Source organism: Bacillus alkalicellulosilyticus (assembly GCF_002019795.1).
GTDB classification, from domain to species: Bacteria; Bacillota; Bacilli; order Bacillales; family Bacillaceae_F; genus Bacillus_AO; species Bacillus_AO alkalicellulosilyticum.
The window spans coordinates 927,210-943,013 of sequence record NZ_KV917381.1; the positions used below are offsets into that span (position 1 = coordinate 927,210).

General features: G+C 36.1%; 20 protein-coding genes. 17 read left to right on the forward strand and 3 right to left on the reverse strand.

The genetic code is table 11. The features are described 5' to 3' along the window. Positions 1-51: 51 nt before the first annotated feature. The 14 genes from BK585_RS24385 to BK585_RS04955 all read left to right on the forward strand — a co-directional run bounded on the left by BK585_RS24385 (position 52) and on the right by BK585_RS04955 (position 9,365). The gene (locus tag BK585_RS24385) at positions 52-1,326 is read left to right on the forward strand and encodes a hypothetical protein (protein ID WP_245805902.1); all 1,275 of its coding nucleotides are present in this window, start codon (positions 52-54) and stop codon (positions 1,324-1,326) included. A 14-nt stretch (positions 1,327-1,340) separates the two neighbouring features. After that, positions 1,341-1,715: a hypothetical protein gene (locus BK585_RS04900; RefSeq protein ID WP_078552269.1), complete on the forward strand. Its 375-nt coding sequence runs from the start codon at positions 1,341-1,343 to the stop codon at positions 1,713-1,715. A gap of 899 nt (positions 1,716-2,614) precedes the next feature. Then, positions 2,615-2,767, forward strand: a complete 153-nt coding sequence (locus BK585_RS23920; RefSeq protein WP_170885474.1) for a hypothetical protein — start codon at positions 2,615-2,617, stop codon at positions 2,765-2,767. 194 nt (positions 2,768-2,961) lie between these two features. Next, the gene (locus BK585_RS04905; protein WP_078552271.1) at positions 2,962-3,213 is read left to right on the forward strand and encodes a hypothetical protein; all 252 of its coding nucleotides are present in this window, start codon (positions 2,962-2,964) and stop codon (positions 3,211-3,213) included. A gap of 250 nt (positions 3,214-3,463) precedes the next feature. Then, positions 3,464-3,778: a hypothetical protein gene (locus tag BK585_RS04910; RefSeq protein ID WP_078552272.1), complete on the forward strand. Its 315-nt coding sequence runs from the start codon at positions 3,464-3,466 to the stop codon at positions 3,776-3,778. A gap of 71 nt (positions 3,779-3,849) precedes the next feature. Next, on the forward strand, positions 3,850-4,983 hold the full coding sequence (locus BK585_RS24390; RefSeq protein WP_245805783.1) for a hypothetical protein: 1,134 nt from the start codon (positions 3,850-3,852) through the stop codon (positions 4,981-4,983). A 15-nt stretch (positions 4,984-4,998) separates the two neighbouring features. Continuing rightward, positions 4,999-5,433: an SMI1/KNR4 family protein gene (locus BK585_RS04920; protein ID WP_078552274.1), complete on the forward strand. Its 435-nt coding sequence runs from the start codon at positions 4,999-5,001 to the stop codon at positions 5,431-5,433. Between the two features lie 13 nt (positions 5,434-5,446). Beyond that, entirely contained in the window at positions 5,447-6,619 is a 1,173-nt protein-coding gene (locus tag BK585_RS04925; protein ID WP_078552275.1) for a hypothetical protein, read from the forward strand. A 12-nt stretch (positions 6,620-6,631) separates the two neighbouring features. Continuing rightward, complete coding sequence (locus BK585_RS04930; protein ID WP_078552277.1) at positions 6,632-7,033, forward strand: hypothetical protein; 402 nt, start codon at positions 6,632-6,634, stop codon at positions 7,031-7,033. Between the two features lie 523 nt (positions 7,034-7,556). Beyond that, complete coding sequence (locus tag BK585_RS04935; RefSeq protein WP_078552278.1) at positions 7,557-7,769, forward strand: hypothetical protein; 213 nt, start codon at positions 7,557-7,559, stop codon at positions 7,767-7,769. 29 nt (positions 7,770-7,798) lie between these two features. Next, positions 7,799-8,191, forward strand: coding sequence for a DUF6508 domain-containing protein (locus BK585_RS24810; RefSeq protein WP_419095511.1), 393 nt, complete (start codon positions 7,799-7,801; stop codon positions 8,189-8,191). Between the two features lie 88 nt (positions 8,192-8,279). Further along, positions 8,280-8,606 (forward strand): hypothetical protein, encoded by a 327-nt coding sequence (locus tag BK585_RS04945; RefSeq protein WP_078552282.1) that lies wholly within the window; start codon positions 8,280-8,282, stop codon positions 8,604-8,606. A gap of 62 nt (positions 8,607-8,668) precedes the next feature. Then, positions 8,669-8,902 carry a hypothetical protein gene (locus BK585_RS04950; RefSeq protein ID WP_078552283.1) on the forward strand — a complete coding sequence of 78 codons (234 nt, stop codon included), beginning with the start codon at positions 8,669-8,671 and terminating at the stop codon, positions 8,900-8,902. 64 nt (positions 8,903-8,966) lie between these two features. Further along, a complete protein-coding gene (locus tag BK585_RS04955; protein ID WP_078552285.1) occupies positions 8,967-9,365 on the forward strand; it encodes a hypothetical protein in 399 nt (132 codons plus the stop codon). A 286-nt stretch (positions 9,366-9,651) separates the two neighbouring features. Here BK585_RS04955 and BK585_RS04960 read toward each other — a convergent pair whose 3' ends face one another. After that, a complete protein-coding gene (locus tag BK585_RS04960; protein WP_078552287.1) occupies positions 9,652-10,278 on the reverse strand; it encodes a LysE/ArgO family amino acid transporter in 627 nt (208 codons plus the stop codon). A 222-nt stretch (positions 10,279-10,500) separates the two neighbouring features. On the opposite strand from BK585_RS04960, the gene BK585_RS04965 reads away from it, so the two are divergent. Then, positions 10,501-11,400: an aminoglycoside phosphotransferase family protein gene (locus BK585_RS04965; RefSeq protein ID WP_078552289.1), complete on the forward strand. Its 900-nt coding sequence runs from the start codon at positions 10,501-10,503 to the stop codon at positions 11,398-11,400. 40 nt (positions 11,401-11,440) lie between these two features. On the opposite strand, the gene BK585_RS04970 is transcribed toward BK585_RS04965, so the two are convergent. Next, the gene (locus tag BK585_RS04970) at positions 11,441-12,883 is read right to left on the reverse strand and encodes an NADP-dependent glyceraldehyde-3-phosphate dehydrogenase (protein ID WP_139367633.1); all 1,443 of its coding nucleotides are present in this window, start codon (positions 12,881-12,883) and stop codon (positions 11,441-11,443) included. A 358-nt stretch (positions 12,884-13,241) separates the two neighbouring features. Here BK585_RS04970 and BK585_RS04975 point away from each other — a divergent pair, with 358 nt between their 5' ends. Beyond that, positions 13,242-13,853, forward strand: a complete 612-nt coding sequence (locus BK585_RS04975) for a hypothetical protein (RefSeq protein ID WP_078552293.1) — start codon at positions 13,242-13,244, stop codon at positions 13,851-13,853. A 161-nt stretch (positions 13,854-14,014) separates the two neighbouring features. Then, complete coding sequence (locus BK585_RS04980) at positions 14,015-14,284, forward strand: hypothetical protein (RefSeq protein ID WP_078552295.1); 270 nt, start codon at positions 14,015-14,017, stop codon at positions 14,282-14,284. A 33-nt stretch (positions 14,285-14,317) separates the two neighbouring features. On the opposite strand, the gene BK585_RS04985 is transcribed toward BK585_RS04980, so the two are convergent. After that, positions 14,318-15,553, reverse strand: coding sequence for an endo-1,4-beta-xylanase (locus BK585_RS04985; RefSeq protein ID WP_078552297.1), 1,236 nt, complete (start codon positions 15,551-15,553; stop codon positions 14,318-14,320). Positions 15,554-15,804: the final 251 nt, after the last annotated feature.

Here is a 15,804-nt window from a genome sequence, read left to right on the forward strand (position 1 = left end):
CATGACATCGAACAACAACTAAAGGCTCTTGAGAAGTTTACGAACCAATCGATGACCGCATACTCAAACAACGAAAGAAAACTAGTGAGTCTAGCGAAAAAGTATACACTCTCAAGAAAGACCGTCAAATCAAAGAATTGGAATGCGTTTAAAGGAATCAAAGTAAAATTCACAAAGAAAAAACAGAAAATCCGTCAAAACATAGCCAAGGCCATAGACATCAAAAACATATTCAAAGTGCTAAGCACAACATATATAAAATCTAAAGTGAGACAGGTGTATGAAGCAACGATTAAAGACCCTTATAGTTGGTCAAAACGTATCATTCAACTGACCACACAACAGGTTACTAGTAAAATTCCAACTCATGTATTTAGCAAAGACTACCAAATGAGTAGAGCGCAAACCGCACTCGATGCAGTAAGGGCAACACGCCCTTGGGTACAAAGCGCAACTCAAAACTTTTATTATAGGATAACACAAATTCTTAAAAAAGAGATGATACAGCCGGTACATACCTTATATTCTAAGGCATCAGATGAAAGGGAGAGAATTCCTTTTTATGTAGCAAGCGCAAAATACCTTCGAGAATACTTTCAAAACGCGCTATATCAGGCAAGAAAGAACATGGCGAATTTCTCCAATACCGAAATATATCATACCTCACCCTATGATATGTTTTCTAAAAAGTTGGAATACGACTTCGATAAAGTTGCCTGTTTGCCACCAGAAGAGCGAAACATATATTATGGTGAATGGGCAAAGCATGCAATAGAATCTGTTAAAGTCATTGATGAATATATGGAATATGGCGGGACATATCATGTGGTTCAGAACGGAAGAATCATACGAGAATATTACGAAAATGGAACGCAAAAATTTGAAGAAGTCAGTTATATTCCCGAGGATCGGATTGGTGGAAGCAGAGAACTAGGCAGTGCGTTTGAAGAAACACCAATATGGTATGTAGATTACTTTAGTACAGGAAGTGCTATTAAAAATACGTTAAAAAAACTAGGGAAAAATGCATTTATTCGATTTAATAAGGGTACGGATGAAATTAGTGAAATTGTAAAACAAGGTCAAAAAATGCCAAAGCATATTGAAGTGAAGAATAAGACTAACTTGCCTGGAAAAGGAGAACCTAATTCTTCAGCTGATCTGTTAAATCCTGATGGAACTGTTAAACAAAGAAGATATTACGATGAAAATGGAAGAGCAAAGGAAGATATAGATTTCAATCATTCTGATGATGGAACCCACACATTTCCTCATAGACACAAATGGGATTGGTCTAAAAAACATCCTAGACAAAAACCAGAATAAGAGGAGGATTACTTATGAGTAAAATTCATGATAGTAAAATTTTAAATTATCAAATAGATTTTGAGTATTCAAAAATTGACATGAAAGTGGAAAACGAACAAGAAAAACAAGTGAAAATTTTATTTAAAGATTTTTTTGCTTTTCATTTTGAAAATCAGCTATCTGGCAGCATACTTTTTGATATAGTTGAAGGAGATGTCGAATCGTTTGCATTAGAAAACAAAGAATTGTTAGATAAGGAAAAGGATTATCTTTGGCCCATGGATTATGAATATGTAGAGGATTTAATTAAATATATCAAGGAAAATAGTTATCATTATTATAAAATATATGCTTCATACGGATTAAATGGATGGATTCTGTCTAAAGGAGTACTCTTTGAAGAATAAAATGGATAAGGAGGTAAATTATTTATTTGTCGTAAATTAATAAGGGAGAATTAATGTAGTAAAAACAGAAAATGGAGCTGTTAAAAAGACAAAGTTGGTAAATGGATTAATCTTCATGAATCTTACAGAGGAACCATTTTTAGATATTGAAGATAACGATTTTTTTGTAAGAATGTATTTTCTTTATTTAACACATGGAAAAATAAGATTCAATTGCAAGGGGATAGCTATAAAAATCTATTCAAAAATCAATACAACTGTTAAATGAGACTATTGATAATATCGAAATAACCCCGAAACAAGGAAGACTATTGTTTTATTGAGAAAATGAAATAGAAGCAGTGTTGGTTAATGTTGATGAAGTAGTTAGTCACTAAAATATAATTATTGAGTTAACAAAGTTTTCAGTTGGATATGGAGATTTTATCCTAGTTGGAGAAGATTTTAATTTTGTAGAACAAGGTTATCATATTTTTAAGTTTAAACCTGAAGATTACCCTGATAATTTGGGTGTTATATTGGGGCTAAGTATATTTCATTCAAAGTTCAAAATTAGAATTCTTGATTGGCTAATTGCCTATTAAGGTTTCTTTTTGTTCTGCAGAACATTGGCTAAACAGTATGGAATTAGCTGGAACAGTTGTCGGAGGTGGGGTGCTTACCCAACGTATAAAGTCAGCGAAGAAGGTACCACCTCTTACCAAACCTAGCGGAAATCAAAGCGCAAAGGCTAACATATAACAAATAGTTCAATAGATAATAAGACTGTAACACAACCAAAAGCGGCAGAGGCGAATAAGACAGTTTGGGGCTGATATAACTAAGGAAACAAATAATGTTCAAACTAGAGGTCGTAATAATCTTTCAATAGATGAATATTCCGTCAAGAAGCATCGAAAATGTATGTTAGTATAAGAGCATCAATTTCAGATGTTCAGGCAATTTCAAAGAAAACAGGAATTGCAGAATGCCGAATTCAACGCATCAACGACCATGTATTTGAAAATGAACAAAACATATCAAGTCAAGTCAAGTGGAAATGGAAGGTTTGACACTGATTATGAAATTGCCAAGTACGGACTAGATTACAGCAAGGAAATTACAACACGAAAGACATTAATTTATTGAAACATGAAATGTTTGAGTCAAGGTTTGAAGGTATATCTAATACAAACTATGAAACTGCAACACGCTGCTGTGCTGTCACATCAGTTCGACTGTGGAAATAGATTAGAGGTGATTATAAATGGGAGCTTTTGTTTTACTCTTGAAAGACTATGAGGATGAATCAGTTGTGATTTATAGATTCGGCCCAGAAGAAGAGATAATGGGAAAGATTGAATTAAACAAAGTAACTAGAATGTTCTCAGAATTAGAACCGATTAATAACCCAAATCATTCAAATCGATTTTACTTCGATAGAGCAGCTCAAAGATTGGCAAGATGTCTAGTTAAGGAAAGTGGTGTATTTCCTGAGATAATCACATTTGAATCCTAAGGAGTTGAACTTTAATTGGCTTTATGCCTTTAAGGTTTTTTATTTAGTATGTGCGATTCGGGTGGTGCAAGGCACGACCCGAATGCCTGTGGCACCACCTGAAAATAGTAAAATATACCCATCCACTTGCGTGGAAAATAATTACAAAAGTCTCTAACTATAGAAATCTCTTTGATTTATGCTAGGAGTAACTATTTTCCAAGAGATTCCTTTATAGGGAATTTTCTGTGGCGTTAAGCGGGGTGGGAATTTGTCTCTAATTGATATACGAATAAAAGAAATACTTCAAGCCAACAGTCAGCTAGAGAAACAAAGGTCAATGATTTCTTCTGCAAGAGGAAATATAAAGGGAGTATCGAATAGTTTAGATAGGAAAATTGCATCTAGGCGCAACATAGGTGGTCGCCTAGATTCGGTACAACGTGCTCTTCATGACATCGAACAACAACTAAAGGCTCTTGAGAAGTTTACGAACCAATCGATGACCGCATACTCAAACAACGAAAGAAAACTAGTGAGTCTAGCGAAAAAGTATACACTCTCAAGAAAATCCGTCAAAACATAGCTAAGGCCATAGACATCAAAAACCTATTCAAAGTGCTAAGCACGACATATATAAAATCTAAAGTGAGACAGGTGTATGAGGCAACGATTAAAGACCCTTATAGTTGGTCAAAACGAATTATTCAACTGACCACACAACAGGTTACTAGTAAAATTCCAACTCATGTATATAGCAAAGAATACCAAATGAGTAAAGCGCAAACCGCACTCGATGCAGTAAGGTCAACACGCCCTTGGGTACTAAGCGCAACTCAAAACTTTTATTATAGGATAACACAAATTCTTAAAAAAGAGATGATACAGCCGGTACATACCTTATATTCTAAGGCATCAGATGAAAGGGAGAGAATTCCTTTTTATGTAGCAAGCGCAAAATACCTTCGAGAATACTTTCAAAACGCGCTAAATCAGGCAAGAAAGAACATGGCGAATTTCTCCAATACCGAAATATATCATACCTCACCCTATGATATGTTTTCTAAAAAGTTGGAATACGACTTCGATAAAGTTGCCTGTTTGCCACCAGAAGAGCGAAACATATATTATGGGGAATGGGCAAATCAAGCAATAGAATCTTTCAAAGTCATTGATGAATATATGGAATTTGGCGGGATATATCATGTGGTTCAGAACGGAAGAATCATCCGAGAGTATTACGAAAATGGAACTCAAAAGTTTGAAGAAGTCAGTTATATTCCCGAAAATCGGATTGGTGGAAGCAGAGAACTAGGCAGCGCGTTTGAAGGAACACCAATATGGTATGTAGATTACTTTAGTACAGGAACTGCTATTAAAAATACGTTTAAAAAACTAGGGAAAAATGCATTTAGTGGTTTTAATAAGGGTATAGATAACGCCAAGCTAAGTCCATCAAACTATCCAAATCCAGACCCACCTATGTCAATACCACTTGTAAGATATGAACCAAAAACAATAGAAGAAGTCATAAGAATGCGTCAAGGAAAAGGACCAACAACTAAAATAACACATGGTGATAAAAATATAGAAGCACATCATAGACAACAAGTCCCTGTTAAAAAGGGTGGGAAATTAGATGAACTAGAGCAAAGAACTCATAGAGGTGGAGGAAATCATACACGTCATGATAAACCTTCCCGGTTAACTCCATATCAAAGAGCCAAGGAGATTAGAGAACACTATATAGAAAGAGGAAAAGAATATATATTACCAAGGGAAGGGATTTAAAAGGAGGGAAAGAGAGTGACAAGAGTTGAGATTGCAGCGTTACTAGATGGTATACTAGATAAAGAAATAGGAAAAATAGATATTCCTTTGGCAAGTGATTGGGAAAAGATTGAAAAAAAGTTTGGTTGTGAATTCCCAGCGGAGTTTAAATTTTTTATTGAATTAATGTCTGAATATTCATTTCCAGGAGATATCTTAAATGTTTCCACTGGCAAAACTAATGGAAATGATACTATTGAATTTACCTATGACTATGAGATGAAACAGGGGGGATGGAAGAAAGAATTAATCCCATATTATAGTATAGGGAATGGTGACTACTTTTGTCTTATTTCCAATGAGTGTCCAAACTCGGGAGTTTACTATTATTCACATGAAGAAAATAATATAGATAAAGAAGCTGATAACTTTGAAGAGTGGTTAAATCAGTTACCAACTTTTTTGAGTTAATAGATAAAAGACCTTGAAATGGCTAATCGCCTTTCAAGGTTTATTAATTATAGTAAGAAATATTTTGCTGGCTTTTTCATATTTCTTGTCACAAATAAATAGAGTATTTCCTTATTATCTAGCAAGCGCAACCTTTCTCCAAAAGATTTTTCAAAGCTCACTAAATAAGACAAGAAAAACACAAATCGATACGAGTGAAACAGAAGAGTTAACCTTTACTACAGGTACAAAGAAATCGCTAAATAGTTTCAAAGAAATAGGTACGATGATTTTGGACGAACATATGGACAGATCAGACAAAATGTTTGATTCATGGGGAGACTTTGGCAATGCGATATCATTTGGAATACCTAAAGGGATTTATCAAGGTTTAGAGAATAACTATAACGAAATGGTCGACAACCCATCCTTAAGAACTGTTAGCAATTGGATAACGCTTGGCGGAGTCGATATGACGATCGGAGCAGTGAATCCAGATGATCCCCTTTCCGCAGAACATTGGCTAAACAGCATGGGGTTAGCTGGAACAGTTGTCGGAGGTGGAGCGCTTTCCCAAAGTATAAAGTCAGCAACCACAACGACAACAATAAAGCCAGCGACGAAGGTACCCACTTCTACCAAACCTAACGGGAATCAAAGCGCACAGCCTAACATAACAAATAGTTCAATAGATAATAAGACTGTGACACAACCAAAAGCGGCAGATGGGAATAAGACAGGTAGTCAGGTTAGTGGTGATACGGTAAAGGGTACTGAAAGTGGTAGACCTGTACAACAAATCAATAACAGGTTTCCCGATGATGTTCAAACTGGAAAGGAGTTTTCTTTCAATATCGAAAATGGTTACCTTAAAAATACTAATGGTCTAACTGAGGTGGATTTTGTTGTAGATATGAATGGAAAACTGCATATTGGGAGAGGACATTCCTTTTTGGCAAATGGTGAGTCTCTACAATCGGCTGGAAAGCTTAAGATTAATGGTCAAGGACAGGTTAGAAGCATGTCTAACTTATCTGGGCACTATACTCCTTCAATAGAGCAAGCAAGATTATTTCCACAAATTCTAGAGCAATCAGGAATAAGAACTAAGAATGCTTGGCACGAAATTTATGCTATTGAAACAACAACTTCGGGTTACGTCAACATAAATCAGCTTGTTAAGATTTCTAGCTCTAAGATTAAGTAGGTGGTGAAGAACATGAAACAAATGAATAAAGATATTTTTAGAGAAAATTTATTAAAAACGATTGAAGAAATATCAAGAGAGAAAGAGTTGGTTTATAACAATTGTAATTTTGTTATAGAGCCTGTGAAAGAAAAAGATAAGCCATTAAACAGTGCAGATGATATGATGAGATTAAACGTTCTAAGTGAAGAAAATATAGGAAATAAGTTGCTGACATTGGATAGTACTGTAAATATACTATGTGGATTACAACCATTAGTACCAATATGGATAGATGTATATTTCATAAAAATGAATGGTAGTACGGCTGTTTTTAAATTACAGTGTAGTCAAAGGTTTAGGAAACCGACCTTATTGAGAAATGCTGAAAATGGACACGCTCCCTTTAAGGCAATAATAGAAAATACTTTCTAAATACGAAAGCAAGATATAAATTATATATTTTGATACAGCAGGACAAAGGGTGGTTCGTTGTCTATTTAGAGAAGGTGTAATCTTCTCTAAGTGATGACATTTTAATAATATTATTATTTTCCTCAGGAGTAATAACTCTTGAGGATTTTTAGTTTCAATGTATTATATGCAAGCGCAAACTATCTCCGAAAGTATTTTCAAAACGCACTGGTAAGGAACTAATGTAGTGTTAATTATTCCCTCTTAAGGCAAAGGAAAAGCTGCATTGTACAATAAGTTATGCAAATATATTTTGGTAGAAGTATAGAAAAATGACCTTGATTGGCTAAAGCCCTTCAAGTTTTTTTGTATTTTGGAGCTAAGTATTCATCGAATGTGCGAAAAGAAACTTCCTGTCTTTTAAATTTATGAGAAAGTAGAATAAGAGGAAAATCCAAACTTTGGTGGAACCCTATAATAGAGGCTTAGCTAGTCTAAATTGGTGCATGGTAAATTTTCTAGAGTTTTCATGAGGAGAAAGGTAATGAAGGATAAACAACAGAACAATACTAAATTAGGAAATTATATAGCTTACGGTATGAGTTTTGGATTATTAGCTGGTGCTGGATTGAGCGTGATAGTAGGGACGATGTTCAATAATGTATTTATTCAGATGGCAGGTGCTGGTATCGGGTTAGCCGTAGGAATGATGGTAGGTGCGTTGCTTTATTGGGTTCAAAATAAATCAACTAGATAGTAACCGCTGTGAGGTTATTCTTCAAGGGAGTGATAGTTAATTGTAAATATAAGAATATACTAAAATATATTAGCTATTTTGAGTCGGCGAGTCAGCAATCATATACTTGGGAGTCCACACAGAAAGATGCAGATGACGTTATATCCATTGGTTATCGGGTGTATGAGGAAACTTTTACTAAGTTCATTAGTGAAGTCTATGATTCTGGGGTACTTCTTTCAGAATACACAGGCCATCTACCGGAGCATATATCTGAACTAGAAAAGGAAAAAATCTCGCAACTGGATTTGGTAAAACTAAGAGTGGTATTGACGTTTTTTGTGAGGGTGGAGCGCTTCCAGGACGGGGTATGGGCACAAGCCATAACGAATCAAAGCTTTCTTCATATTTTTAAGCGCCTTTCAGAATTAACGGACAGGTAAGTTTGAGTCCTAATACAACTACCTTGTTAACTACATTTTTCCCACTTGGCACAGGTTGTAGCTGAAAGAGGGCAAGAAAGGAACCTTTATGAAAGACGATATACTCCGGACAAAAGAGCTATATAAACAATTAATAACAATTTTAGGGGAAAAGATTGATAATGAGACTGTCTTTATTATTAAACAACTAGAAATGGGTTTAGAGTTAATAGATGAATATATGGATAATCAACATACTGAAAGTGCAGCAGAACAAATACACCAACAACTATGCGAAATATATATAAACATTACCCGACCTCGAGTCGGTCTATCTGACTATTTTATATGGAAAGATGACTATGAGAAGCGCATGGAAGCAAATGAACGTTTAGATTCTATCAAGGATAATCTTAATACATTATTCAAATGTTAATGAGTCAGGATTCACAGAGGGAAATGCTTTTTGTGGCAAGTAAAAAAGGAGGTATTCATTAAATGAGATTAAAGGAGCTTGAGATGAAGCTTCAAGAGATAAATATACCTAGCCATGCCTATTCGTTAAATGGTGGCTTACCTAATGAAAGATTCTGTTTGAATGCGGTTGGTGGCAAGTGGGAAACTTATTATAGCGAGAGAGGGAATAAGTCGGGAAGAAAAATATTTGCTAACGAAGATGAGGCATGTGATTATTTTTTCACATGGATTAAGCATAATCTATCAATGGTTTAAGTACGAGTAAAGTTGTGAGTATAAGAGCCAGCAAATTCACATTATATAGTAGTGAGGATAAGACATGATTGATAAGGAAACGGGTTCAATATCATTTGATAATGGAAACATAGCTTTACACTCTAAGATGTCTATTGAATTGTTCAAGACTACTTCTTTGTACAAAGGGGGGAGTGTTGATACGAGTTATCTAATAAAAGATACTTTTAAAATATGCGAAAAACCCTTTCTAGTAACTGTCTTTTTTAATGATAGAAAACTTATTGAAGTACATTTATCAGAAGTTACGAATGGTAAAACATGGAGCAATTGTATAGAAGAGCTTGAGACAGTAAAGAAAAAGAGTCATGACCAGTGGTTGTTATCTGTTTTAGGAGAAGCACCATATATTTATACTTGGGGCCAAGTAGAATCTGTATTTGACAAGAAAGGGTATGTCAGTTCAATAATTATAAGGTACTGAAAGTAAAAACTTATTAGTATGACACTTGAAGGAGTTATTAATGTAGAGCGTTTTATCCCCAAGATAATCCCCCCACTTATACCAGACAAATTGTTGAATCCTATGATTTATATTCAGAACTTGGTTGTATTTACTAACTGTGGCACAAGTCTAGGAAATTAGAGTAAGGAAAATAGGGGACATAATTCTTATGGATGAAGAACTTTTCAACGAACGATGGTATACAAAATAAGCAGCACAAACCACTGTCTTGGCTGGTCTACTTATGTAATACATATATATCCCCTTACATACTTACGATAGCAAATTGAAAGAGTTGATAGGAAAGCCAGAGCATCAAACAGCCAATGCCAATATCTAGTATTCTCCAAGCAACAGGTTTTTCAAATAGAGGAATCAACCATCTTGCTCCATAACCAAGTCCAAAAAACCATACAAACGAAGCGATCACAGCCCCAATTAAAAAATGGACTTTTTCTTGCCACATGAGTGTTCCTGCAAAACCACCTATGATAACCACGGTATCTAAATAAACATGTGGATTAAATAAGGTAATGGCCAAAGTGAGTAAAATCGTTTTTCGAACTTTAGGAGCTGCTTCCCTGTCATTGTTATTAATAGTCATTGAACTAGAGGAGAGCCATGCATTTCGAAGTGATTTTAAGCCATATAAAGCTAAAAAGAGGCCTCCAGCAATTGCAAGAGTTACGGTTGCAATCGTACTGCTACTGATAATCGTTCCAATTCCTAATACACCGATCGTAATTAATATAAAATCACACAAAAAACAAGTGAGGGATACCCAGAAAATATTATTTTTCATTAATCCTTGTCTAAGTACAAAGGCATTTTGAGCACCAATTGCTATAATCAGACTTCCAGAAATTAATGCTCCTCTTATTACTTCTTCCATATCTATATACCTTCTTTCATTCGGGGCGTACCTGTGGTCGACCCGAATTTCATTTATTCTCTATATTCTAATAACACTTTATACAAGGATTATTGGATAAAGTATGAAAAAACTATTAATATAGGAATGGTGTTTTCATATTTTAGTATATTCTATACAAAATAACAATAACCAATACGGTGGTGCCTGGCACGACCCGAATACCAGAAAGAGAGGAACCTCATGGAAACTGAATTGCTACAAAGCATTCCATATGCTAAAAATGGCCGTAGAATAAGGGAGCTAACGAAGGGTTACTCATTTGATAAGAAGTATGTAGTTGATGACCAATATCTCATTAGGGTATTTCCAACTAGTGAGCTTGAAAAGAGGCAAATTGAGTTTAATACTATAAAAAAGTTAGGAGTTTATTCAACATGTGTTCCAGAAGCCCTAGAGTTTGGGACCTTAACTAATAGCGAGTTTTCTTATATGGTGCTTAGTTTTTTGCCTGGAGTGGATGCCGAAGTGGGGTTAGCTGAACTAACAGAAGATGAACAGTATCAAGCAGGAGTTTTAGCAGGAATGGAGTTAAAAAAACTACACCAATTATCTGCACCAGAACTTTATCCGTCATGGTACACGGTAAAAAAAGCAAAGTCGGACCGTTATCTCTCGCAATTAAAAGAACTCGACCTCTCATATGACCTAGTTAAGATGCTTGAAGGTTACATAAAGGAGCATGAGAGTTTAATGAAGGATAGACCAAATACGTTCCAACATGATGATTTTCTTCCAGCCAATCTCTTGCTTCACGAAAAACAGTTTGCAGGAATCATTGACTTTCAACGAATGGATTGGGGAGACCCGATACATGATTTACAAAAGCTTGGATTCTTTTCATATAGAGTGAGTGTTGAGTTTTCAAAAGGTATCATCGATGGCTATCACGATATGAAACCAATTTCGCCTTCGTTTTGGCAGTTATATACCTTTTACAGTGTCGTTCATATCGTATCAGCTCTTGTTTGGTCAAAAAAAAGTACCCCTGACCAGTTTGAGCTTATGATTGAATATTCGCTGGACGTCCTAAAAGACCATAATCAACTTGAATCAATTATCCCAAGTTGGTATTCGGTTTAATGGATTCGGGTGGTGCCAGGCACCACCCGAATCCCCCCAATCAGTCAGTTAGGTTTAATACCGTTACTTTTTCACGTGTCATTGATTCGATACTTTTATGAATTCCTTGTGCGCCCATACCTGAACCTTTTATACCTATGAAAGGAAAATGGTCTGGCCCGCGTTCTGTTTTACCGTTAATTTGAACTGAACCTGTTTCCAGTTTATTTGCAATCGAAAAGGCTTTATTGATGTCTTTTGTAAAAATACTTGCTTGCAAACCAAACTCAGACGCGTTCGCAATGTGGATTGCTTCTTCATCAGATGAGACACGGATAACGGGTAATGCTGGTCCAAATGGTTCTTCCCAAGCAATCCGCATATCCTCTGTTACTTGATCAAGAAGGGTAGGGTAAATTAAGTTTTGTTCACGCTTGTTCCCTGTCACAACTGTTGCCCCTTTTTCAATCGCATCGTCGATTAAGCTTTGGACAAAGTCAGCTGAGGAATCATCAATTAACGGAACAATGGTGTTATCTTCTGCAGGCGACCCAACAGTTAGTTTTTCAATTTCTGCTTTTAACAATCCAATCATTTCGTCTGCCACATTTTCATTGACCAATATACGTTTAATAGCTGTGCAACGTTGTCCTGAATAGGAAAAAGCTCCACTTACGATTTGTTGTACGGCGTTCTCTAGGTCTGCATCTTCTCGAACAATCGCAGGATCTTTGCCACCTAGTTCAAGTACTAGCGGTATCATTCCTGCTTTTTTCGCTAAATGAGTTCCAGTATTTGTGCCACCTGTAAAGGAAATCATATCAATTCCTTTATGTTCTACTAAGTAATCACCAATGACTGAACCCCGACCTGTAACAACATTAATAAGCCCTTTTGGAAACCCTGCTTTATGAAATGCCTCAATCATTTTAATACCACTGATAGCGCCCTGAGTGGCAGGCTTAAAGATGACAGCATTCCCTGAAATCAATGCAGGTGCCAATTTCGCAGCGGCGAGATTTACTGGGTAATTAAATGGTGGAATCGCTAGTACAACTCCTAAAGGAACACGCTCAATAATGGCTATTTTTGATTTTGAGCCTCCTGGGAAGCTATCTCCCTTCATACTTTGACCGTGCATATGTAGCGCTTCTTCGACTGTATAGCGAATAAAGTCTGCAGTACGAATCACTTCATTTTTAGCATCTTTAAAGCTTTTCCCAACTTCTTTCATGATGATTTCAGCAATTTCATATTGCATATTTACCAATTCTTCTGCCCATTTATATAAATAGCTTGCACGTTGTTGAAGAGGTATGTCTGCCCATTGTTTTTGTGCTTCTTGTGCAGAGCTAATAGCGTTGTCCACTTCTTCTTTCGTAATCGCTTGAACTTTTCCGATGGTCTCATGAAGATAAGGTGATTTAATTTCGATGGTCTGACCGGTTTGGCTTTCTTTCCATTCTCCGTTTACATAAAACTTATACGTTGTTGAATTCAAGATAGATGTCTTCAAAAAAAGTCCCCCTTAAATTATGTATCTAGAAAATGGGTATCTGGGTCATTTAAAGTCCCTGTTGGTCATAATACGTCCCTATCGAACATAATGATTCCCACTTGCTAGGAAAAAAATAATATTTACTCATTCTAACAGGATTAAATTCTATGTTCAATAGTTTTATTTAATAGTTCTGAATCTTTCATATTTTAAGATAATTTGGAAGCGCTTTCAATCAGGTGGTTCCATTCGGGTGGTGCCTGGCACCACCCGATAAAATAGGACCTTATATCCTTTTCCTCTTGGGAAAAATGGAATAAAATAATTAATTGTAATTATATATGGAAAAATGGAGGGTATGAATTTGAGCAAATTACCTTTTATGATAGTGGTATTTCTACTGCTTACTTTGTTAATTAGTGGTTGTAGTTTTTTAAGTTCGTCTACTGATGGAGATGAGATGGAAGAAAAGACAGAAGTAACGGAAGAAAACAAAACTGATGAAGAAACAAGTAGTTCAGAGGACCCAGTTGAGCCGACTAGTGTGGAAGAAGGGGATGAAACTGACACGAACGAAATAGACACTTCTGCTGCAGTAGCACCAAACCAGTCTTTACCTGAAATATCGGTTCAAAATATCACTTGGTACTTTGGTGTTCCTGATAGACAACCGAATGCTGGTATTTGGGTTTATACCGAAGACAATCATCCAAGTGCATTGTCTAACGTAAATTTTGATAACAACGATGTCCTCCTTGTGCAAATTAGCAATGAGGAATACTACGGTTCTTCGATGGACATTAGAGCATTACAAGTCGTAGACGAAAATGTAGTCAGAATCGTTGTCCGCTTAGATGAGCCAGAACCTGATAGTAATGAACAGGCAAGAAGATATGCCAATGTACCAAAAGGTGAGCTTGATGGTAAAAGCTTTATCGTAGAAACAGAAGATGGAGAACCGTTATCCGTTCAATAGCCACAGAAGTGTAATCATGTTTTGAAGTGTTCTCAGAAGCTTATGAGGACACTTTTTTTACTTTTGGCGGATGACTGACAAAACTGGTCGTTGATTGTTCAAAATCATAAACTACCCTATTTTTGGAGTAGTTCATAATAGTTTAGTAAGGAAGATGGTTGGTGTTTAATAAAATGAATTATGTAAATTGGAAGGAAACGAAAGACAAAGGACTACTTAAGTTTATATTCATTGAAGGAAGTTTGTTTTGGGGAATTCCAGCTGGCATGTTAACAGGGATAATTGTAAACTTCAGTGCACTCTTATCAAAGGAGTTCGCCCTCTTTTTTAAAGGACTCCTTTTTTACACTGCTATTTTTTTCGTGTTCGGCTGGCTTTTTGGACTGATTATGTGGTTTTCTCTCAAAGAGAAAGAGAAAGAGAAAGAATAAATCGGGTGGTGCCTGGCACCACCCGATTTTTCTTTAAAGGACTAGCTGCACAGTTTCAGTTTCGCCTTTATCTAATGTAAAGCTCGCTTTTTTACCTTCGCTAACGAGTTCATACTCTCCAAGAATTCCTTCAAAGGAAAGGACGCCATTGTCATCTGTTTTAACAGTGACATTGGTAGACCAATCTTCTTTGATGAGTTTTTTGATAGCGTGATAAGAAGGTTTCGGGCTGTTGTCTTTTCGTAAGAACCCAGCTGGAGCGCCAAGCCATGGGCCTTCATCGTTGATTTCCCAGTTTGTAATTGATTCGACAAGTGGGTGGTTAAATAAAATGGTATACATTTCTTCCATTTCTCTCGCCTGACGTTCTTCGTGCTCTGGAGTAGATGGCCAGTCCGGAATTTGATAGTCATTTAAGTCTTCAATTTCAGCTGGCATTAAGTGTCCAGACGTAATTGTGTTCTCTGTAAAGTGAAGCGGAAGACCAAAGTGTGAGAAGCGGTCTAATACTTCCTCTAATTTCTCACGTCCCCAATATCCTTGATGCTGGTGGGACTGAATGCCGATAACATCAATTGGTACACCTGCTTGTAAACAGCCGTCAATTAAAATCTCATAGTTAATCGATGTATTAAAATCATTTAATAAAAGGGTCGCATTAGGGTTGCATTCTTTTGTTTTTGCAAACATTTCTTTAATAATACCGACACGACCAAGCTCTTTAGAGATTCTTGTTATCCCATTGTCATACTTATCAAAGATAGGCATAATGACGACTTCATTAATGACATCCCATGTATCAACGAGTCCTTTAAAGTCAGTGACATCACGTTCAATACGGTCGAATTGAGCTTTTAAAATTTCTTCATTGCTCATATCAAGAAGCCATGGTGCCGCTAACGTATGCCAAACGAGTGGATGTCCTTTTACGGCAACGTTTTTGTCTTTTAACCAGCGGGCAGCCGCTTGTAATTCTTTTGTTAGTGGTTTTCCTCTTTCAGGCTCAAATCTATCCCAATAGAAAGGAAGGGTAGCGGAGTTAAATACGTCTAAAAATAGATCAAGTTTTTGTTCTAAAAATGCAAGCTGTTCAGGGGTTCCTAATTTGCTTGCAACTGGCACAGCGTCAAACGCACCGCACCCAAATAAAAATTTATGGTTTGTGAGATTTAGTTCTACTTCTTTTCCTGCAACTGGGTTCCCTGCAGCATCTACAAGTTTGATGGTCTTGCTTGCAATACGGTGTGCTAAATCTTGTGTTTGTCCCATAATATTCCCTCCATGTGTATGAACGTAGCATAACTTTAGTAGAAAACGCTTTCACGTATTCCTACTTAGTTTACCAAACTTTGTTTGTTCATGAAACTAACTAAGCTTGGATATGTAAAAAAAGATATGCGGTCGACTCAGGTGATGTTCAAACCAATTTATAGTAGATTTTTAATCACTGAAACTAAATTAATATGTTAAAATTAGGAAAGAGGTTGTGCGATTTCACTTAAAATGTATAGAAAGTTGAA